The organism is Leifsonia sp. NPDC058248 (genome assembly GCF_042881905.1).
Classification (GTDB): domain Bacteria; phylum Actinomycetota; class Actinomycetes; order Actinomycetales; family Microbacteriaceae; genus Leifsonia.
In genome coordinates, this window is record NZ_JBHVXB010000007.1 from 125,031 (window position 1) to 143,809 (window position 18,779).

Here is an 18,779-nt window from a genome sequence, read left to right on the forward strand (position 1 = left end):
CGGAAGGACGCGAATGTTCCTGCTCGACGGGGTCGTCGTCACGAGCGCGAGCGACCTGACCTCCGCCTCGAAGTGCGAGTTCGCCTTCCTCCGCACCATCGACGTGAAGCTCGGCCGCATCGAGGCCGCCGAGGAGGTCGAGGACCCGATGTACGTGCGCACGTCGCGTCTCGGCGACGAGCACGAACGGCGCATCCTGGAGGGCTATCGCCGACGGTTCGGTTCGGGTGTGGCCGAGATCGAGCGGCCCGAGCGGCTCGACGCCGACGGTCTCGCGGCCGCAGTCGACCAGACGCGGCAGGCGTTCGCGTCCGGGGCCGCGATGGTGTTCCAGGCCACGTTCTTCGACGGCGCGTTCGTCGGTTTCGCCGACTTCATCGTGCGGATGCCCGACGGGCGCTACCGCGTGCAGGATTCGAAGCTCGCCCGCAGCGCCCGGGTGACCGCGCTGCTGCAGCTCGCCGCGTACGCCGAGCAGCTCGAGCGTCTGGGGGTGCCGACCGACGACGTCGTGGAGCTCCTCCTCGGCGACGGCTCGGTGAGCGAGCATCGCCTGCGTGACATCGCGCCGGTCTACCGCAAGCGACGGGCCCGCCTGCTGTCGATCGTCGAGCAGCATCTGGCCGATCCCGGTCCGGTGCGGTGGGGGGATCCGCGGTTCACGGTCTGCGGGCACTGCGACGCGTGCGAGGCCGAGATCCAGGAGTCGCGCGACGTGCTGCTGGTGGCCGGGATGCGCGTGACGCAACGGGCGCATCTGATCGAGGCGGGCATCCGCACCATCGAGGCGCTGGCCGAATCGACCGGACCGGTGGAGGGTGTCGCCGAGAGCACCCTGGCAGGTCTCCGCCAGCAGGCCCGTCTGCAACTGGACGCCGTGGCCGGCTCGCCGCCGCCGGTCACGCTCTACAACGCACCCGCCCTCGCCGTCCTCCCCGAGCCCGACGACGGCGACATCTTCTTCGACTTCGAGGGCGACCCGCTCTACACCGAAGGAGGGGGAACGCGCTGGGGGCTCGACTACCTGTTCGGCCTGGTCGACACGGATGCCCGGTTCACCGCATTCTGGGGGCACGACTTCGCCGCCGAGAGGGTGGCGCTCGAAGAGTTCCTCGCGTTCGTGCGGGAACGCCGCCGCGAGCATCCGGCGCTGCACATCTACCACTACGCGGCCTACGAGCGCACCCACCTGCTGGCGCTGGCCGCCCGGCACGGCGTCGGCGAAGACGACGTCGACCAGCTGCTGCGCGACAACGTGCTGGTCGACCTCTACCCGCTGGTGCGCAAGGCCCTGCGGGTGGGGTCGCGGTCGTACTCGATCAAGAAGCTCGAGCCGCTCTACATGGGCGACGAACTGCGGGAGAGCGACGTGACGAACGCGGCCGACTCGATCACCGAGTACGCCAACGCACGCGACCTCCTGCAGCTCGGCCGGCTCGACGAGGCGCAGCGGATGCTCGACGCGATCGGCGACTACAACCGATACGACTGCGTCTCCACGCTGCGACTGCGCGACTGGCTGCTCGCGCGCGCGGCCGAGAGCGGCATCCGCATCGGGGAGTCGGCGCCGGAGAACACCGCCGTCGAGCTCGAGCCGTCGACCCTGCGCGACGACCTGCTGGCCCTCGCCGGTGACCCGCTCGACCCGGAGCGCACGGCGGATCAGACCGCCGCCGCCTTCGCCGCGGCCGCGATCGACTACCACCGGCGGGAGCAGAAGAGCTTCTGGCAGGGCCACTTCAGCCGGCTCGTGCAGCCGATCGAGGAGTGGGAGGAGACGCGGGATGTGCTCGTCGTCGAAAGCGCGCGCATCGTCCAGGACTGGTACCGCGAGCCGCAGCAGCGGTCGGATCGCCGCCTCCTGCTGCTGCACGGTCGGCTCGCCCCCGGCAGCTCGATCCGCCCGGGCGACCAGGCGGGGCCGTTCCTGCTCTACGAGTATCCGGGCCCGTTCGCGTCGAGCTCCGCCGAACCCGGCGCCCGTTCGGCTCGACCGGTGCGCGTGCTCGAGGTGCTGGACGACGGAGGGATCCTCGTCGAAGAGACCCTGTTCGCCGAGGCCGCGCACTACGGCGTGCTGCCGAGCGCTCTGGCTCCTCCGAAGCCGCTTCCCGTCGGCCGGCAGAAGGCGGCCATCGACTCGTGGGCAGAGGAGCTTCTCGCCGCCCAGCCCGGCTGGCCGGCCGAGCCGATGACCGATGTGCTGCGCCGGGTGCCGCCGCGCACACGCTCCGGGCGGCTGGCGCCCGACGGCGGCGACCCGATCCCGGCGGTCGTGGCGAGCCTGCTCGACCTCGACGGATCGTACCTCGCCGTGCAGGGTCCGCCCGGTACCGGCAAGACCTACCTGGGCGCCCGGGTGATCGCCGCGCTGGTGCGCGACCACGGCTGGAAGATCGGAGTCGTCGCGCAGTCGCACTCCGTCGTCGAGCACCTGCTCGACGCCGTGGTCGGCGCCGGGCTCGACGCCGGCCTGGTCGGGAAGGTTCCCAAGGCCGGGGGAGACGACGGCGGTCATCGGTTCACCGAGCTCGAGAAGAACGGGCAGCTGCTCTTCGCGCTGGATCGCGCCGGCTCGGGGTACGTGGTGGGCGGGACCGCGTGGGACTTCTCCAACTCGGCCCGGATCCCGCGGCGCAGCCTCGACCTGCTCGTGATCGACGAGGCGGGCCAGTTCTCCCTCGCCGCGACCATCGCGGCGGGCGTTGCCGCCCGCAATCTCCTGCTGCTCGGCGACCCGCAGCAGCTTCCGCAGGTGAGCCAGGGCACGCATCCGGAGCCGATCGACGGATCCGCCCTCGGCTGGGTGAGCGAAGGGCACGACGTGCTGCCCCCCGAGCTCGGCTACTTCCTCGCAGAGAGCAGGCGGATGCACCCTGCGCTGGCCGAGCCCGTGTCGCAGTTGTCGTACGAGGGCAAGCTGCATGCGCATCCGGAAGCGTCGCTGCGGCGCCTGGCGGGGATCGAGCCGGGACTGCATCCGGTGCCGGTCGAGCACACCGGCAACGCGACCGAGTCGCCGGAGGAGGCCGCGGTCGTGGTGGCCCTGGTGCGGGACGCGCTCGGGACCCGCTGGACCGACCCCGGGGCGGGCCGGTTCGACCAGCCGCTGACCGAAGCGGACCTGATCGTGGTGACGCCGTACAACGCGCAGCTCGCGCTCGTGCGCGCGGCGCTCGACGAGGCGGGGCTGCCGGGCGTTCGCGTGGGGACGGTCGACAAGTTCCAGGGCCAGGAGGCGGCGATCGCGATCGTGAGCCTCTCGGCGTCGTCAGCGGCCGACGTGCCACGGGGGATGTCCTTCCTCATCATGAAGAACCGGCTCAACGTCGCGATCTCCCGCGCCAAGTGGGCCGCGTTCCTCGTCCACTCGCCCGAACTCACCGAATACCTCCCCGTCAGGCCGGAGGGTGTGGCCGAGCTGAGCGCCTTCATCCGGTTGATCGACGGCGAATGACGGCTCTCGCGACGCGCCGGGAGCCGGTGTTACGCTCGATGCGTGTCACCGGAAGAACTCGCGACGCTCGCCCGGTTGCGGCGTGCGCGCGACCTGATCGATCGGGACTACGCGAGACCGCTCGACGTGCCGACGATCGCCCAGCACGCCCTCATGTCGCCCGCGCATTTCTCCCGCCAGTTCCGGGCCGCCTACGGCGAGACGCCCTACAGCTACCTGATGACGAGACGCGTCGAACGCGCCATGGCGCTGCTGCGGACCGGGATGAGCGTGACCGACGCCTGCATGGCCGTCGGCTGTACCTCGCTCGGGTCGTTCAGCTCGCGGTTCACGGAGCTCACCGGGGAGACGCCGAGCGCCTACCGTGCGCGGGAGCACGAAGCCGTGATCGCCATGCCGTCGTGCGAGGCCAAGCAGCAGACCCGGCCGCGGAAGCAGAAGAAGACCGCTCCGGAGGAATCGAGCAGTTTCGAAGAAGCGACCGCCGGCGTCCCTTCCTAAAGTGAAGTCATGTCCATTTCACTTCAGTACTACCAGGTCACCGTCAACGACCCCGAAGAGTCGCTCGCCTTCTACCGCGACGCGCTCGGCCTCGATGTCCTCAACGATGTCTCCTCCGGCGGTCACCGCTGGGTGACGCTCGGCTCGGCCGATCAGCCGGGCACCCAGATCGTCCTCTCCGACCCGCACGCCGGCCGCTCCCAGGCCGACGGCGACACCATGCAGGAACTGCTCGTCAAGGGCGTCCTTCCGATCGTCGTCTTCAACACCGACGACCTCGACGGCACCTTCGAGCAGGTGCGCGCCTCCGGTGCGGAGGTGCTCCAGGAGCCGATCGACCAGCCGTGGGGTCCCCGCGACGCCGCGTTCCGCGACCCCTCCGGGAACATGGTGCGCTTCCTCCAGTCGCAGCCGCAGAGCCAGGACGCCTGACGCGGGCGAGCTCATTCCTCGTCGCCGGTCGGCGCTCACCCGGCGCCGGGCCGGCGACGGTCGTGTTCTCGGTGCCGCGCTAGTGCTCTGGCTGGAGGTCGGGTCGGGGCGGTGACGGCTTCTGAACGGGCAGTCCGATCGTGAACGCCCGCTCGACGAGCTGATGGACCCGATCCGAAAGCGAATCGCCCGGATAGAAGGCCTCGAAAATCGCCTCTGCCTCTTCGACCGATCGAACGTCATTCAGCCTCAGAAGCTGAAGGATGTCGTCTGTGTCACGACCAGGCCGACCAGCTGCGGCCAAGAGCTTCATCGCTAGGAGGGCATCCACTGGCGCTACCTGGACGGTGACCGACGCATCAGCGAACAGGGTCACCCATTCGATCGAACGACCCCAGGCTGGAACGAATTGCGCAGCGTTGTGGTTGAGCCAGCCTGACGACCAACCACGCTCGGAAGCGAGCACATCGGCGATCGACTCGATCTCGTCGGCTGGGACGATTCTGGCATCGACGTCGACAGTCGCGGAGCGCTCGAAGTGAATAAGACGGAGTGCGGCCCCGCCGACGATCTGAATAGTCGCGCCGCGCAGCTCGGTGTGCTGGATCCGCGCGATCACCGTGCGCAGGCCATCGACGAGGTCGTCGTAGGTGAACTCATCCATTGCTACACACTCGCCAGCACCCCGCGCTCGATGAGTACATTTCGGCTCGCGAATTCCGTGGGGACGGAATCAATGCGCGGGTCGAGATCGTATTCCGACAGGTGGGGCGTTTGCGGGGACGGTGCCCTGGTGCTTTCGATACTCACCCATTCCGGATGCGGAAGTCCCACCTCGTTCAGACGCAACTCGACGAGTCCGGCGAGCGCTGCATCCCACCCGAGCGAACCGGTCTTCAGTGGCGCCGCAATCGTCAACGCGATTCGCACGTTCCCGGGTTCACGGGCTAGACCGTCGGCAAAGTCCAGAAACCCGCGTAGGGCACCATCGCGGTCGCCGGTCTTCACGTGTCGACGAATGCGATCTGACACATCGATCGTGCTCGGGCTCGTCGACGGCAAGGAGATGAGCTTGTGCCCTGTGGAGGCGAGGAGCCGCTCGAGAGTGTCGACGCGAGGGATCCGCCTGCCACGCTCGATCGACGAAATATCGGACTGATGATCGCCCGCCCGCGACGACAGAGCTGTCTGATCGAGACGGGCAGCGTTGCGCGAGCCGCGCAGAAGCGTCGATGCGGGCATGATGCACTCCTCTCGTCAGATACAACTATAGCGTAATCGCTATATTTTGGATCCCCGAGCGGCGAGATGAACTGCGTGTGAAATACGTGGCGACACGGATGCACGCGGGACGACGCGGGGGCACACTGGGAGCACCGACAGACAGCCGGCACAGGCACACGTCAGGAGGTGCGTCATGGTCACCGTCGCAACCTGGAACGTCGAGAACTTCTTCGCCCCGGGCACGCAGTTCGGCCCGGACACCGAGGCCGTCTTCGAGCGCAAGGTCGCTCTGCTCGCCTCGACCGTCACGACCGCGGGCGTCGACGTCCTCGCGCTGCAGGAGGTCGGCGACCTGGAGGCGTTCGACGCCCTCCTGACCGCGCTCGGCCCCGGCTGGAGCGGTCAGCTCTCGACCCACTTCGAACCGTCGCACGCCATCCGGGTCGGGTTCGCTGCGCGCGTCCCCGTCACGTCGGTGAGCGAATTCGTCGCCATCCCCGACCAGCTGCAGGGCGTTCCGACGAACGACACGGCCGCACCGCTCACGGAGATGGGGCGCGGAGCTCTGCGCATCCGGATCTCGACGGGAGCCGGCGACGTCGACCTGGTGAGTGTGCACCTCAAGTCGAAGCTGCTCAGTTTTCCGGGTGGACGGTTCCAGCCGCACGACGAGGCCGAGCGCGCACGGTACGCGGCGTACGCCCTACTGCGGCGCGCAGCCGAGGCGGCGGCGGTGCGTTACTTCGCCAACGACCTCCTCGACGGCGCCGCGGCACGCGCAAGCTGCTCGTGATGGGCGACTTCAACGACGGCGTCGAGGCGGCCACCACCCAGATCATCGACGGCCCTCCCGGCAGCGAGATCGGCAGCGGAGGCGAGAATCAGCCTGACGCGGGCGACGGCTGGCGGCTGCTCAACCTGGCCCCGCTCATCCCGCCGGACAAGCGGTTCAGCCGCATCTACCGGGGCACCCGTGAGCTGATCGACCACATCTTCGTGTCGCGGGCGGTCCGCGCGAGCATCCGGAGTGCGACCACGGTGCCGGGAGCCGAGACGCTGCCCTCGATCGACGATCGTGTCGCCGCGCGGAAGGATGCACCGGTGTCCGACCACGCGATGGTGGTGGCCCAGCTCGACCTGTGAGGATCTGGGTGGCGCACGTCACGCGAGCGAGCGAAGCTCGAACTCCCGCACGCGCTGCAGAACCGTCGCCGCGCAGGTGCTGAGCAGCGGGTCCGAGAGGCGCTCGCCCACCTCGACGACCACGCGCTCGCCGTCATGGTCGAGCTCGACCGTCCAGCCGTGCGGATGCGCGTGCTCGGACACCACGCGATAGGCGTCGATCCGGTCGTCGCCGGACTGCTCGCGGGCGAACTCCTCGGCCGCCTGGGCGACAGGGCTGAGCGAGGTCCGTCCGCGCAGGTAGCGCCGCTCGACGAGGCCGTCTGAATAGCGCTGGACGACGGCGCCGGCCTCGGCGGCGGGCACCCGCCCGTAGAGCAGCCCGTGCGGGAACAGGATCATGGTGGCGGCGAACCGGTCGCCGCCGAGATGCGAGCACTCCCAGGTCTGCTCCGGATGGCTGCGGGCGAGCGCCTCGACCACCGGGCGGCCGCGCACCGCGCAGCATTGGTCGTGCCGCGCATGGGTGCACACCGCGAACACCGGGTCGTCACTCGGCTCCCCGGCCGACCCGTCGAGGGGGACGCCGAGGAGATCGTCGACCCGGTCGACGCGGCCCCAGCGGATCGAGGCGCTCTGCGGCCCGCAGTCGACGAGCGCCCAGCGCCACGAGGTCTGTGAACGGCGCTCCTCGGCCCGCAGTCGCGTCCGGCGGATCGCCAGGGGCCGGATGCCGGCGGACTCTGCACGTGCGACGAGTGGCCGGGCGATCCGGGCATCCAGTGCCGACGAGAAGAAGGCGTGGGCACCCCAGGCGCTCTCGATCTCGACGAGCAGCCAGCGCTCGCCGAGACCGGCGGTGCCGGGCAGCGGGTCGTCGCGCTCCAGCGAGCGATCGCTGCAGGGGGCCCAGCCCGGCTCAGGCATCACCGTGGGCGATCACCAGCACGCCCTCGCGCAGGAGGCGCCTGGCGACGACGACCGCGGAGCCGACGTCGAGGTCGGGGAGGTCGGAGACGGTCACCGGTTCGCCGGTCGCGATGCGCTCGATCGCGGCACGGGCTGCGATCGGCAGGGACACGGACTTGTCGGCGAGCCGGACGGTCACGGAGCTGTCGTCAGCGGTGATGCGAGGCCGCAGCCCCGCACGCAGTGCGACGCGGACTCCGGATGCGCCCTCCGGGTCGAGTGCATCGGCGGCGTCGACGGTGGCCAGCGGGCGCACAGGCTCGGGCGGGGTGTCTGCGCGGCGGCGGGCCTCCAGCCGGTGCGCGACGGCGGCGGTCGTGTCCTGCTCCTGGCCGCCGAGCACGGCGAGGAGGTCGGCGATGGTCGCTTCGACGATCGGCCGCAACGCCTCGGTGTCCGCCGGGTCGAAGCCGAGCGGCAGGGATGCGCGCAGTGAGGCGGCGTCGGCGGCGCGGGCGACGGCCTCCTGCACGATGTCGTGCCGGGTGTAGGCGGCGACGCCGATCGTGAGGTGGATCGAGATGCCGCCGAGCGCGGTCGCCGAGTGGATCCACCCGCGCGGGAGGTAGAGCGCATCGCCGGGCCCGAAGGTGGCGTCGATGGCGGGCGTCCCGGCGGCCCGTTCGGCGACGGCCGCGCGATGATCGCTCCACGGCTGGTCGCGCAGCGGGTCCGGATGCACGGGCTCGTGGATCGTCCAGTGCTTCTCACCGTGCACCTGGAGCACGAAGACGTCATGCACGTCGTAGTGGGGGTCGAAGCCGCGCGACGATGCGGGGGTGATGTAGGCGTTGACCTGGCACGGATGTCCGAGCTCGGCTGCCAGACGCCGCGTGAACTCCGCGATCGGCGGCCACGTGCGGTGCAGGCCCTGCAGCACGAGCGTGGCGCCGTCGGCGAACTCGGCGAGCACCTTCTCCGAGCTCACCTGATCGCCCACCTCGGCCCCGAAGCCACCCGGCGCGGTGAAACGCGACGGCGGGAGGACGGCGCCCTCTTCGGCCATCCGCACGAACGGCGTGCGCAGTGCTCGGGCGGAGACCAGTTCGTCGACATCGTCCCGGCTGAACAGGTCGGAGAAGTCCTGCCCGAGCTCGGCGGCCGGGGTCAGCAGCGGGCGGGTAGCCCAGTATTCCGACGCGAACGACGCGGTGTCGATCGCGACGCAACGAGAAAGCGCGGACCGGTCACCCGGCCCGCGCCCCCGGGCGCTCATCAAGCGGATCCGTCTGCGCCGCCGTCGTGGGCTCCGGTGCCGGCTCCGCCGTCGGCCGGTCCTTCTCCTCCGGCCGAGCCGTCTGCGCCGCCGTCGTGGGCTCCGGTGCCGGCTCCGCCGTCGGCCGGTCCTTCAGAACCTGCCGAGCCGTCCGCCCCGCCGTCGCGGCCACCCGCGTCCGCCCCGCCGTCGGCCGGGCCCTCGCCGGCGTCCGCCGGGTTCGTCGTGATGTCGTCGTCGTTGATCGAGCTCATTCCAGCCTCCACTTCACGCGCTTCGGCGGCGGTCGCCGTCTGGGTTCAGACTACGCGCGGAGAGGTCGGAATCAATGGCCGGATCCGGACGCTCGAGAGAGCCGCCTGGCGCGCCGGCTCAGCGCGGACCGACCGCGAGAGCGCGCTCTACGAGCATCCTGAGCAGTCCGGCGTAGTCGAGGCCGTCGGCCGCGCAGAGGCGGGGGAAGTGCGAGCCGGCGGTGAGTCCGGGCATGGTGTTGATCTCATTCAGCAGCACCTCGCCGCGGGCGGTGACGAAGAAGTCGACCCGTGCGAGACCCTCGGCCCCGATCGCGTCGAACGCGACGAGGGCGAGCTCCCGCAACCGATCCAGGATGCCCCCCTCCACCGGTCCCGGAATCTCGATCGTCGTCTCGCCGCCGCCGTACTTGCCGTCGAAGTCGAAGAAGGCGCTGCCGCCGGCCAGCCGTACGAGCGACGGCCCGGTGGCCATGGCCCGGCCGCCGGGCAGCCGGTAGACGCCGATGCTCACTTCGTCGCCGCGCACAGCCGGCTGGACGAGTGCCGTCGAGTCGTGGGCGAGGGCCACACGAACCGCGGGCGCCAGTGCCCCGAGGTCGTCGACCAGCCCTGCTCCGACACTCGAGCCGGCCCGGTTCGGTTTGACGAACAGGGGAAGCGGCATCCCGCGGACGGCCTCCGGGAGCCCGCGGAGGTCGCTGACAGCCCGGGTGTCCACCATCGGCACCCCTGCAGCCGTCGCAACCCGCCAGGTCATCCGCTTGTCCATCGCCAGCGCGCTCGCGAGCACCCCGGAGCCGACATAGGGGAGTCCGGCCAGTTCCACTGCGCCCTGCACCGTGCCGTCCTCCCCGTAGCGCCCATGCAGCAGCGGGAACACGACATCGACGCCGCGCCACAGTTCCGGGCGGGGGCCGCGGAGCCGATGTGTCGCTGCATTCGCGCCGGACACGCCCGCGAGGGTCGGGAGGGCGTCGACCTCGGTCGCGTGCCATATCCCGTCGCGGTCGATCCCGACCGGGCGCACGACGAAACCCTGGCCGCGGAGCGTGTCCACCGCATCCCGGGCCGACCGCACCGACACGTCGTGCTCGGAGTTCGCGCCGCCGAACAGCACGGCGACGGTCGGGTGGTGGCTAGGCAACGCGGGCCGCCCCGAGGTGACGGCGCTGAACGCGCGGCCCGAACCCGGTCATGATCTCCTGCGGGATCGTCTCCGCCCACTGCGCCCATTCGCCGAGACCCGGCTCGCCTGCGGCCGGATCGCCCACGAGCACTACCTCGTCCCCTTCGCGCACGGTGCCGACCGTGCCGACGTCGACGATCAGCTGGTCCATCGAGATGCGCCCGACCACCCGGCATCGCCGACCGCCGACCACGACCTCCGCACGGCCGCCGGCGATTCTCGGTATGCCGTCGGCGTAGCCGATCGGCACCAGAGCGAGCGTCGTGTGCGACGCGGTGCGATAGGTTCCGCCGTAGGAGACCGGGGTCTCCGGGGGCACCCTCCGCAACTGCACGATCCGGGAGGTGAGGCGCACCACCGGCCGCAGGTCGAAGCGCTCGCCGTCCACCGGCTGGATACCGAACAGGCCCTGCCCGCAGCGCACCAGCGAGAACCGGGTGGCCGGATGCGCCAGAGCGGCGCCGGAGCTCGCCAGGTGGAGCAGGTCGGGCGTCAGGCTTGCATCCGCCGCCGTCACGGCCGCCTCGGTGAGGGCGTCGACCGCGCTCGCCGTGGCAGACGGGTGCGCTTCGTTGGCGCGCGCGAGATGCGACCAGACACCGACCACGCGCACCGCGCCGAACCGTTCGTGCTCGGCCGCGGCCCTGCACAGCCGCTCCCACTCCGCCGGGTGGGCGCCGCTGCGTGAGAGGCCGGTGCCGACCTCGAGGTGCAGGCGTGCGGTGATGCCGAGCGCACCGGCCTGGGCCGCTATCGCCTCGAGCAGCGTCACGGTCGAGCATCCGAGTTCGACGCCCAACCGGATGGCGGTGGCCAGGTCGCTCAGCGGATCGGCCAGCCAGGCGAGCACGCGCGCCACGATGCCCGCCGACCGCAACGCCAGTGCTTCGTCGACGGTCGCGACGCCGAGGGCGGAGGCTCCGGCGAGCAGGGCGGTGCGGGCGACCTGCGGCATACCGAGACCGAAGCCGTCGGCTTTCACCACGGCGAGCACCGGGACTCCGGCGACGTCGCGGAGCACCCCGACGTTGTGGGCGATAGCGCGGTGATCGACGGTCAGGACGGCCAGGGGGCGCGCGGCGTCGGTGCCGCACGACGAAGGAGCGGAGGAGGTCAGCGTCATGGTTCGACGCTACGAAGGCGGCGAGGTGTGCCGCGTCATCCGCGAGCCGTCCGAGTATCCGCCGAGGGATGTATCTCCGTGCGGGCCGCCGTGCAGCCGCGTCACATTTCGGAACACGTTTTGGGGAGCGGTGCGCGATCCGGGAGGCTCGAAGGGCCGCCAACCGTCCGCCGGCATCCCACCCCTTCACGAGAGAGGCACAGCCATGTCCGACGCCACGCCCCCCATCCCTTCCCTTCCGGAGAAGCCGAAATCCAAGACCGGCCTGATCGTCGGCATCGGCATCGCCGTCGTCGCGGTCATCGTCGCCGCGGTGCTCGTGGTGGTGAACCTCGCCTCGCCCGGCTCGTCGCAGGCCGCCAAGACGACCACCGTCAAGATCGGCACGACGGAGCAGGCCGCCCCGTACTGGGCCGTGCTCAAGAAGGCGGCGGCGAAAGACGGCATCGACATCCAGGTGGTGGGCTTCAGCGACTACACGCAGGCGAACCCCGCGCTCAAAGACGGGCAGATCGACCTGAATCTGTTCCAGCACCTGCAGTTCCTGGCGCAGTACGACGTGGCCGACAACGCGACCCTCGTCCCGATCGCGTCGACCCTGGTCGTGCCGCTCCCGCTGTACTCCGACAAGTACAAGGCAGTCTCCGACATCCCGAAGGGCGCCAAGATCGCGATCCCCAACGACCCGACCAACCAGGCCCGTGCCCTGCTGGTGCTGCAGGAGGCCAAGCTCATCACGCTGAAGGACGGCGGCAGCACCCTCGCCACCCCGGCCGACATCGACGCGTCCGCCTCGAAGGTCTCGGTCATCCCGGTCGACGCAGCGCAGACCGCCCCGGCACTCGCCTCGGCTGCGGGAGCGATCATCAACAACAACTTCGCGCTCACCGCCGGCATCGACCCCACCTCGGCCCTCTTCCAGGACGACCCGAAGAGCGCGGCCGCCGAGCCGTACATCAACGCGTTCGTCGCCCGCGACGCCGACAAGGACAACAAGACCTACCTCAAGGTCGCCGAGCTGTACCACACCAAGGCGGTGCAGGATGCGGTGCTGGCCGAGTCGAAGAACACAGCGGTGCTCGTCGAGCGTCCGCAGGCCGACCTGGAGAAGATCCTCGACGGCCTCAAGAAGACGGTGAAGGCGGCGAACTAGCACCGATGGGGTCCATTATCGAGTTCCGGGACGTCACGAAGACCTTCCGATCCGCCGACCGGACCGTCACAGCGGTCGACGGCATCAGCCTCGCGATCGAGCGCGGCGAGATCTTCGGGATCATCGGATACTCGGGTGCCGGCAAGAGCACGCTCGTGCGGCTGATCAACGCGCTCGAGCACGCGACCGCCGGCGCCATCCTGATCGACGGAACCGACATCACGCAGCTCCCCGAGTCGAAGCTGCGTGCTGTCCGGGCCGGGATCGGGATGATCTTCCAGCAGTTCAACCTGTTCCGGTCGCGCACGGTGTTCGGCAACGTCGCGTATCCGCTCAAGGTGGCGGGCTGGCCGAAGGACGCACGCAAGCAGCGCGTGGCCGAGCTGCTCGCGTTCGTCGGGCTCACCGAGAAGGCGTGGTCGTATCCCGACCAGCTCTCGGGCGGTCAGAAGCAGCGCGTCGGGATCGCGCGGGCCCTCGCCACCAACCCGGCCATCCTGCTCGCCGACGAGTCGACCAGCTCGCTCGACCCGGAGACCACCGCCGACGTGCTGCGGTTGCTCAAGCGCGTGAACCAGGAGCTCGGCGTGACGATCGTCGTCATCACCCACGAGATGGAGGTCGTGCGCTCGATCGCGGACCGCGTGGCGGTGCTCGACTCCGGCCGGGTCATCGAGTCGGGAAGCGTGTTCGACGTCTTCTCCGACCCGCAGTCGACCACCGCGCAGCGCTTCGTCGGGACGGTGCTCAGAAACCACCCGGACGCCGACGACGTCGAGCGCCTCCGCGGCAAGCACGCGGGCCGCATCGTCTCGGCGCGCATCCACGACGACGGCCGCCTCGGTGCTGTGCTGTCGGATGCCGTCGGCCGTCACAACGTCCGGTTCGAGATCGTCTACGGCGGCATCAGCGCCCTGCAGGGCCGCTCGTTCGGCAGCCTGACGCTGGAATTGATCGGCGACGACGCCGGGGTGGATGCTCTGATCGCCGACCTCCGCGCGGTTACCGAGGTCGAAGAGGTGGCGGCGTGAACGACTGGTCGACGCTCTGGCCCGTGTACGTGCAGTCGATCGGCGAGACGCTGTGGATGGTCGTCGCGACCCTGGTGCTGGGCGGCATCCTCGGCCTCGCACTCGGCGTGCTGCTCTACACGACCCGCCGTGGCGGCATCCTGGAGAACCGCGCGGTCTCGACGGTGCTCAACGTGCTCGTCAACTTCATCCGGCCGATCCCGTTCATCATCTTCATGACGGCGGTCGCCCCGCTCACCCAGTTCGTGCTCGGCACGTTCCTCGGTACGGGCGCGGCGATCTTCCCGATGACCATCGCGGCGACGTTCGGCATCTCGCGCATCGTCGAGCAGAACCTGGTGACCATCGACCCCGGTGTCATCGAGGCGGCGCGGGCGATGGGCGCGAGCCCCTGGCGGATCATCACGACGCTCCTCGTGCCGGAGGCGCTCGGGCCGCTGATCCTGGGCTACACCTTCATCTTCGTCGCGATCGTGGACCTGTCGGCTGTGGCGGGCAGCATCGGCGGCGGTGGTCTCGGAAACTTCTCGATCGCCTACGGCTACCAGCGCTACAACTGGGTCGTCACGTGGGTCGCCGTGATCACCATCGTGGTGCTGGTGCAGGCGGCGCAGTTCCTCGGCAACTGGCTGGCGCGCAAGGCGCTGCGGCGCTGACCGGGCGACGCCGCCTCAGCTGCGCTGGAAGGCCTCCTGGCGCATCAGGTCGAGCACGCGCGGCTGCTGTTCGACGGTGCCGACAGCCATCGTGCGCCGGCTCCACCCGCCGTCGACCGCCGCGCGCAGCAACGCGTCGGCGAGGTCGGCCCGGGAGGTGAACCGCTGGGCGAGGAAACCCTCGGCCGTCACGTAGGCGGTGACCCCGTCGGTCTCGAACAGCCCGGAGGGCCGCGCGATCGTCCAGTCGAGGTCGCTCGCGCGCACGAGTTCCTCCATCCGCTGCATGTCGGCGTAGGTCTCCCGGCCGATCGTCTTCGTGATGATCGGCTTCAGCACCTTCTCGAAGAAGAATCCGCCGCCGGTGTCGTGGTAGCGCGTCGCCGGGTCGGTGGCGCTCGAGCTCACGCAGATCAGGCGCCGGATGCCCTCCTGCTGCATCGCGGCGACGATGTTCCCGGTTCCCTGCGTGTAGATGCTGATGGGTTTGCGGCTGTACGGCACGCCGAGGGTGGAGACCACCGCATCCGCTCCCGCCACCGCTCGCCGGACATCCGCGAGCTCGTAGACGTCGCCGGCCAGCACCCGGATGTCGCCGGCCGCCGCGGGGAACGTCTCGGGGTGCCGCGTCACGGCCGTGACGGCGTGTCCCTGTCCGGCGGCTTCGCGCGCGAGCAGCCTGCCGGTGCCGCCGTTCGCTCCGAATAGCACTATGTTCATCGGTGACTCCTTCACTCGATCGCGTACAATACGGAAAAGGTATCATATGGATTTCGTATTAAGTCAAGAACCGGACGCGCAACGCCGTCGACGGCGGACCGGCGCCGACATCAAGCGCGCCCTGCGCGAGCTCAACAACCAGGTGGCGCTGCTCAACCACCAGGTGGGCTCCCGGGTGGACCTGCGCCCGGTCGACCTCGACTGCCTCGACGTCATCACCCTGCACGGCCCGCTGAGCCCGAGTGAGCTCGCCCGCCGCGCCGGGCTGCACCCCGCAACGATGACGGGCATCCTGGACCGCCTGGAGAAGAACCGCTGGGTGGTTCGCGAGCGCGACGACGGCGACCGCCGCGCCGTGCGGGTGCGGACGCTTCCCGACCGGGCGCGCGAGCTGTTCGTGCTCTACGGCGGCATGAACGAATCGATGGACGACATCTTCGAGGACTACACCGAGGAGCAGCTGGCGACTCTCGCCGACTTCCTGCAGCGTGCATCCACCGCCGGCTTCGACGCGACCACGGCGCTCGCCGAGCTCTAATCGCCGCGCCGCCGTCGCAGCCCCGCTATCGAGCCTTGTGTTCCGGGGTCTAATTCGGGCTATACGACCCTGTAACTCAGGACTCGGCGATGGGGTGTCAGCCGACGAAGCGGCCGACGGGACGCAGGCGCAGCGGCTGCTGCCGGTACTCGTCGAGCGCGTGCACGATCCAGCCGACCGTGCGGGCCGTGGCGAAGACGACCTCGCCGGCGTCATCCGGCATCCCGGAGGCGAGAGCGAGCGCCGCCAGCGCCAGGTCCACATTCGGCCGGGCGCCGGTGCGCGACCGGATGAGCCCGGCGACCCGGTCCACCGCCTCCACGACCCCGGCCGCCCCGGGGTCGTCGCGCAGCATCCCGAGCAAGAGGCGGGCTCGCGGGTCCACACCCCGGTAGAGCACCTGGCCGAATCCGGGGACCGGGCCGCCGGCGCTCACCATGGTGTCGGCGATGACCCGCTCCGGATGCTCTCCCGCGGTCACTCGCGCGAGCATCCGGTGGGCCGCCCGGCTGGCGTTGCCGTGGAGGGGGGAGTCGAGGGCGCCCAGCCCGGCGGTCACGACCGCGTAGGCGTTGGCGCGGGCGGACGCCGCCGCCCGCGCGGCGAGGGTCGAGATCGCGATGTCGTGGTCGATGAGCAGCACGAGGGCGGCGTTCAGTGCGTGCAGCCCGGCCGGCGTCGCTGGCCGGGTCGTCAGCCGGCTCCACAGGCGCTCGGCGATCGGTCGGCTGGTGTCGTCGCCGGTTGCGGCGTCCACGCGCAGTTCGGGCAATACGTCCACCATCCCCGCCACCAGCGCTTCGGCGGCGGTCACCACCGTGTCGGGGTCGAGCGCGTAGCGCAGCGGGTCGGCGGCCGCGAGGGCGGTGACGGCCACCTGCTGCCGGTCGCGGTTCGTCGCCGCGGAGGGAAGCGCGTCCGCGACCGTGCGCGCCTGCGCGACGGCCGCGGCATCGGCGGCGAACTCCGCGGTCTCGCCCCACCGCCCGGTCAGAGACCAGTGCGCGACCGCCTCGAACCGCGTCGTCGCGGCGAGCTCGGCGGCATCGCGGCCGCGGTAGAAGAGCTCGCCGTCCTCGATGTGGGCGAAACGCGTCTCGATGACCATGAGGGGCCGGCCGTCCGAGTGTCCGCGGTCCGGGGCCGGGGCTGCTGCCGAGCGCTGGCGGCGGGTCGCGGCGAACCGCTCGACCTCCAGCGGGTCGAACGACGAGCCGCCCGGCGTGCGCGTGCGCTCCAGCCGGCCGCGCGCCACGTAGGCGTACAGCGTCTCGAGCTTGACCCCGAGTCGTTCCGCGGTCTGCTCGGCGGTGAGCCGCGGCAGATCGCTCGAGGCGCTTTCGTCGGCCATGTCACTCCAGGTTGATCGAATCAACGTTGACGCACGGTTGATGCATGCTCACACTAGTCCCATGCGAACAGACCGGATGGACGACACCCTCATCGACGTGCCCCGCGGACTCACCAACGTCGTCGCCGCCGAGACGGCCCTCGGCGACGTGCGCGGCCACGAGGGCTTCTACCACTACCGCCAGTACTCGGCGGTCGACCTGGCGAGCAGCCGCAGCTTCGAGGAGGCCTGGCACCTGCTCCTCGTCGGGGAGCTCCCCACGGCGGTCGAGCTCGAGGACTTCCGGCGGCGCATCGCCCGCGCACGCCGCATCCCCGAGGAGGTGACGACTCTGCTCCCGGCGATCGCACGGCTCACCCACGGGGCGGATGCGCTGGCCGGGTTGCGCATGGCGCTCACCGCGCTGGCGGCGCATGACCGCATCCGGCCGCTCTACGACGAGTCCGTGGACGAGCGCGTCGCGGACGCGATCCGGGTCAGCGCGGTCACACCCGTGCTGCTGGCCTCGCTGCACGCCCTCGCGGACGGCCGCGAGCCGGCGGCGTCCCGCGATGACCTCGGGCACGTCGCCAACTACCTGTACCTGGTGACGGGCACGGTTCCGGATGCTCAGCACGAGTACGCCCTCAGCGCCTACATGACGGCTGCGCTCGACCACGGGTTCAACGCGTCGACCTTCGCGGCACGCGTCATCGCATCGACCGGTGCGGATCTCTCCGCGGCCGTCGGAGGCGCCCTCGGCGCCCTCTCCGGCCCGCTTCACGGCGGCGCCCCGAGCCGGGCCCTCGACACGCTCGACGCGATCGCGACGCCGGACCGCATCGGCGGCTGGGTCACCGACACCGTCCGGTCGGGAGGCCGCATCATGGGCTTCGGCCACGCGGTGTACCGCACAGAGGACCCACGGTCCCGGATGCTCCGCGGAATCGCGCAGAGCATCGGCGGCGGCCGGGTGGACTTCGCCGTCGCCGTGGAGCAGCGCGTGCAGGAGCTCCTCGCGGAGCTGAAGCCCGGGCGGGAGCTCCACACCAACGTCGAGTTCTACGCCGCCGTGGTGATGGAGCTGTGCGGTATCCCGCGCGAGATGTTCACGCCGACGTTCGCCGCCGCGCGCGTGGTCGGGTGGACGGCGCACATCCTGGAGCAGGCGGCCGAGGGGAAGATCGTGCGCCCGTCGTCGCGCTACGTCGGGCCGCCCGCCCCCGTGCCGCTGCCGGTCGCTGTGCCGGCCTAGCGATCGGTGCCTGCTGAGCGGTCGACGCGGGCGAGGTCTGCCAGGGGTGGAGCGTACCCTGCAGAGGGACGGCAATCCGAGACCTGGAGGACCAGCGTGACCGCATCGACCGATCTGCTCATCGACGCCTTCGACCGCATCGCCCAGACCGTGAGGCGCACGGTCGACGGGCTCGGATCCGATGAGCTCGGCGCGCGGGTGGACCCCGGCGCGAACTCGATCGCCTGGCTCGTGTGGCATCTCACGCGCATCCAGGACGACCACGTCTCCGATGTCGCCGGCCAGACGCAGGCCTGGATCGACAACGGGTGGGCCGCGCGTTTCGGCCTGCCCTTCGACCGGTACGACACCGGGTACGGCCACACCGCCGACGAGGTTGCCGCTGTCGCCGTCGTGAGCGCCGACGACCTGCTCGGCTACCACGACGACGTCCACCATCGCACGGTGGCGTTCCTGCGGACGGTGACCGATGCCGATCTCCCGCGGGTGGTCGACGAGGCCTGGGATCCGCCGGTCACGCTCGGCGTCCGGCTGGTGAGCGTCATCTCCGACGACCTGCAGCACGCCGGACAGGCGGCCTATGTGCGCGGGGTTCTGGAAAGGGTGTGA

At 70.6% G+C, this 18,779-nt stretch carries 19 protein-coding genes and 1 pseudogene; 11 read left to right on the plus strand and 9 right to left on the minus strand.

The window, feature by feature from the left end; all coding sequences use genetic code 11:
* Positions 1-13 precede the first annotated feature (13 nt).
* From ACFVV5_RS13025 to ACFVV5_RS13035, 3 genes are read left to right on the plus strand one after another with little or no spacing between them, the layout of a single operon-like run.
* Complete coding sequence (locus tag ACFVV5_RS13025; protein ID WP_387244499.1) at positions 14-3,457, plus strand: TM0106 family RecB-like putative nuclease; 3,444 nt, start codon at positions 14-16, stop codon at positions 3,455-3,457.
* Between the two features lie 42 nt (positions 3,458-3,499).
* Complete coding sequence (locus ACFVV5_RS13030; RefSeq protein ID WP_387244502.1) at positions 3,500-3,958, plus strand: helix-turn-helix transcriptional regulator; 459 nt, start codon at positions 3,500-3,502, stop codon at positions 3,956-3,958.
* Positions 3,959-3,967: 9 nt separating this feature from the next.
* The gene (locus ACFVV5_RS13035; protein WP_387244505.1) at positions 3,968-4,390 is read left to right on the plus strand and encodes a VOC family protein; all 423 of its coding nucleotides are present in this window, start codon (positions 3,968-3,970) and stop codon (positions 4,388-4,390) included.
* Between the two features lie 79 nt (positions 4,391-4,469).
* On the opposite strand, the gene ACFVV5_RS13040 is transcribed toward ACFVV5_RS13035, so the two are convergent.
* Together ACFVV5_RS13040 and ACFVV5_RS13045 are read right to left on the minus strand one after the other, a co-directional pair.
* Entirely contained in the window at positions 4,470-5,054 is a 585-nt protein-coding gene (locus ACFVV5_RS13040) for a hypothetical protein (protein ID WP_387244508.1), read from the minus strand.
* 2 nt (positions 5,055-5,056) lie between these two features.
* The gene (locus ACFVV5_RS13045; protein ID WP_387244511.1) at positions 5,057-5,632 is read right to left on the minus strand and encodes a multiprotein-bridging factor 1 family protein; all 576 of its coding nucleotides are present in this window, start codon (positions 5,630-5,632) and stop codon (positions 5,057-5,059) included.
* A gap of 175 nt (positions 5,633-5,807) precedes the next feature.
* Here ACFVV5_RS13045 and ACFVV5_RS13050 point away from each other — a divergent pair, with 175 nt between their 5' ends.
* Entirely contained in the window at positions 5,808-6,407 is a 600-nt protein-coding gene (locus ACFVV5_RS13050) for an endonuclease/exonuclease/phosphatase family protein (RefSeq protein WP_387244514.1), read from the plus strand.
* Positions 6,320-6,757, plus strand: a pseudogene (locus ACFVV5_RS13055) (endonuclease/exonuclease/phosphatase family protein); the annotation flags it as partial. The gene ACFVV5_RS13050 and the pseudogene ACFVV5_RS13055, both read left to right, overlap by 88 nt.
* A gap of 18 nt (positions 6,758-6,775) precedes the next feature.
* On the opposite strand, the gene ACFVV5_RS13060 reads toward ACFVV5_RS13055, so the two are convergent.
* The 5 genes from ACFVV5_RS13060 to alr all read right to left on the minus strand — a co-directional run bounded on the left by ACFVV5_RS13060 (position 6,776) and on the right by alr (position 11,487).
* Entirely contained in the window at positions 6,776-7,663 is an 888-nt protein-coding gene (locus ACFVV5_RS13060; protein ID WP_387244517.1) for a sucrase ferredoxin, read from the minus strand.
* Entirely contained in the window at positions 7,656-8,921 is a 1,266-nt protein-coding gene (locus tag ACFVV5_RS13065) for a cupin domain-containing protein (RefSeq protein WP_387244520.1), read from the minus strand. The genes ACFVV5_RS13060 and ACFVV5_RS13065 overlap by 8 nt, the downstream gene beginning before the upstream one ends.
* Complete coding sequence (locus ACFVV5_RS13070) at positions 8,921-9,175, minus strand: BatC protein (RefSeq protein ID WP_387244523.1); 255 nt, start codon at positions 9,173-9,175, stop codon at positions 8,921-8,923. The genes ACFVV5_RS13065 and ACFVV5_RS13070 overlap by 1 nt, the downstream gene beginning before the upstream one ends.
* A gap of 118 nt (positions 9,176-9,293) precedes the next feature.
* Positions 9,294-10,322 carry a D-alanine--D-alanine ligase family protein gene (locus tag ACFVV5_RS13075; RefSeq protein WP_387244525.1) on the minus strand — a complete coding sequence of 343 codons (1,029 nt, stop codon included), beginning with the start codon at positions 10,320-10,322 and terminating at the stop codon, positions 9,294-9,296.
* A complete protein-coding gene (gene alr / locus ACFVV5_RS13080; protein WP_387244528.1) occupies positions 10,315-11,487 on the minus strand; it encodes an alanine racemase in 1,173 nt (390 codons plus the stop codon). Before alr ends, ACFVV5_RS13075 begins: the two co-directional genes overlap by 8 nt.
* A gap of 205 nt (positions 11,488-11,692) precedes the next feature.
* Between alr and ACFVV5_RS13085 the strand changes: the two genes are divergently transcribed.
* Genes ACFVV5_RS13085 through ACFVV5_RS13095 form a run of 3 tightly spaced genes read left to right on the plus strand, consistent with a single transcriptional unit; the run spans position 11,693 to position 14,327 of the window.
* On the plus strand, positions 11,693-12,640 hold the full coding sequence (locus ACFVV5_RS13085; RefSeq protein WP_387244531.1) for a MetQ/NlpA family ABC transporter substrate-binding protein: 948 nt from the start codon (positions 11,693-11,695) through the stop codon (positions 12,638-12,640).
* A gap of 5 nt (positions 12,641-12,645) precedes the next feature.
* Positions 12,646-13,671 carry a methionine ABC transporter ATP-binding protein gene (locus tag ACFVV5_RS13090; RefSeq protein ID WP_387244534.1) on the plus strand — a complete coding sequence of 342 codons (1,026 nt, stop codon included), beginning with the start codon at positions 12,646-12,648 and terminating at the stop codon, positions 13,669-13,671.
* Entirely contained in the window at positions 13,668-14,327 is a 660-nt protein-coding gene (locus tag ACFVV5_RS13095; RefSeq protein WP_387244537.1) for a methionine ABC transporter permease, read from the plus strand. Before ACFVV5_RS13090 ends, ACFVV5_RS13095 begins: the two co-directional genes overlap by 4 nt.
* A 15-nt stretch (positions 14,328-14,342) precedes the next feature.
* Here ACFVV5_RS13095 and ACFVV5_RS13100 read toward each other — a convergent pair whose 3' ends face one another.
* The gene (locus tag ACFVV5_RS13100) at positions 14,343-15,047 is read right to left on the minus strand and encodes an NAD(P)-dependent oxidoreductase (protein WP_387244540.1); all 705 of its coding nucleotides are present in this window, start codon (positions 15,045-15,047) and stop codon (positions 14,343-14,345) included.
* A gap of 46 nt (positions 15,048-15,093) precedes the next feature.
* Between ACFVV5_RS13100 and ACFVV5_RS13105 the strand changes: the two genes are divergently transcribed.
* Complete coding sequence (locus tag ACFVV5_RS13105; RefSeq protein WP_387244543.1) at positions 15,094-15,585, plus strand: MarR family winged helix-turn-helix transcriptional regulator; 492 nt, start codon at positions 15,094-15,096, stop codon at positions 15,583-15,585.
* 97 nt (positions 15,586-15,682) lie between these two features.
* On the opposite strand, the gene ACFVV5_RS13110 is transcribed toward ACFVV5_RS13105, so the two are convergent.
* A complete protein-coding gene (locus ACFVV5_RS13110; protein WP_387244546.1) occupies positions 15,683-16,936 on the minus strand; it encodes a citrate synthase in 1,254 nt (417 codons plus the stop codon).
* A 61-nt stretch (positions 16,937-16,997) separates the two neighbouring features.
* On the opposite strand from ACFVV5_RS13110, the gene ACFVV5_RS13115 reads away from it, so the two are divergent.
* Both ACFVV5_RS13115 and ACFVV5_RS13120 read left to right on the plus strand, forming a co-directional pair.
* Positions 16,998-18,170 (plus strand): citrate synthase, encoded by a 1,173-nt coding sequence (locus tag ACFVV5_RS13115; RefSeq protein WP_387244549.1) that lies wholly within the window; start codon positions 16,998-17,000, stop codon positions 18,168-18,170.
* A gap of 96 nt (positions 18,171-18,266) precedes the next feature.
* On the plus strand, positions 18,267-18,779 hold the full coding sequence (locus ACFVV5_RS13120) for a DUF664 domain-containing protein (protein ID WP_387244552.1): 513 nt from the start codon (positions 18,267-18,269) through the stop codon (positions 18,777-18,779).

What these genes read in the sequence shown, in the direction of transcription:
- ACFVV5_RS13085 (WP_387244531.1), top strand. Translation starts at nt 11,693, where the DNA reads ATGTCCGACGCCACGCCCCCCATCCCTTCCCTTCCGGAGAAGCCGAAA.
- ACFVV5_RS13025 (WP_387244499.1), top strand. Translation starts at nt 14, where the DNA reads ATGTTCCTGCTCGACGGGGTCGTCGTCACGAGCGCGAGCGACCTGACC.
- ACFVV5_RS13100 (WP_387244540.1), bottom strand. Translation starts at nt 15,047, where the DNA reads ATGAACATAGTGCTATTCGGAGCGAACGGCGGCACCGGCAGGCTGCTC.
- ACFVV5_RS13110 (WP_387244546.1), bottom strand. Translation starts at nt 16,936, where the DNA reads ATGGCCGACGAAAGCGCCTCGAGCGATCTGCCGCGGCTCACCGCCGAG.
- ACFVV5_RS13070 (WP_387244523.1), bottom strand. Translation starts at nt 9,175, where the DNA reads ATGAGCTCGATCAACGACGACGACATCACGACGAACCCGGCGGACGCC.
- ACFVV5_RS13045 (WP_387244511.1), bottom strand. Translation starts at nt 5,632, where the DNA reads ATGCCCGCATCGACGCTTCTGCGCGGCTCGCGCAACGCTGCCCGTCTC.
- ACFVV5_RS13035 (WP_387244505.1), top strand. Translation starts at nt 3,968, where the DNA reads ATGTCCATTTCACTTCAGTACTACCAGGTCACCGTCAACGACCCCGAA.
- ACFVV5_RS13050 (WP_387244514.1), top strand. Translation starts at nt 5,808, where the DNA reads ATGGTCACCGTCGCAACCTGGAACGTCGAGAACTTCTTCGCCCCGGGC.
- ACFVV5_RS13065 (WP_387244520.1), bottom strand. Translation starts at nt 8,921, where the DNA reads ATGAGCGCCCGGGGGCGCGGGCCGGGTGACCGGTCCGCGCTTTCTCGT.
- ACFVV5_RS13060 (WP_387244517.1), bottom strand. Translation starts at nt 7,663, where the DNA reads ATGCCTGAGCCGGGCTGGGCCCCCTGCAGCGATCGCTCGCTGGAGCGC.
- alr (WP_387244528.1), bottom strand. Translation starts at nt 11,487, where the DNA reads ATGACGCTGACCTCCTCCGCTCCTTCGTCGTGCGGCACCGACGCCGCG.
- ACFVV5_RS13115 (WP_387244549.1), top strand. Translation starts at nt 16,998, where the DNA reads ATGCGAACAGACCGGATGGACGACACCCTCATCGACGTGCCCCGCGGA.
- ACFVV5_RS13090 (WP_387244534.1), top strand. Translation starts at nt 12,646, where the DNA reads ATGGGGTCCATTATCGAGTTCCGGGACGTCACGAAGACCTTCCGATCC.
- ACFVV5_RS13105 (WP_387244543.1), top strand. Translation starts at nt 15,094, where the DNA reads ATGGATTTCGTATTAAGTCAAGAACCGGACGCGCAACGCCGTCGACGG.
- ACFVV5_RS13040 (WP_387244508.1), bottom strand. Translation starts at nt 5,054, where the DNA reads ATGGATGAGTTCACCTACGACGACCTCGTCGATGGCCTGCGCACGGTG.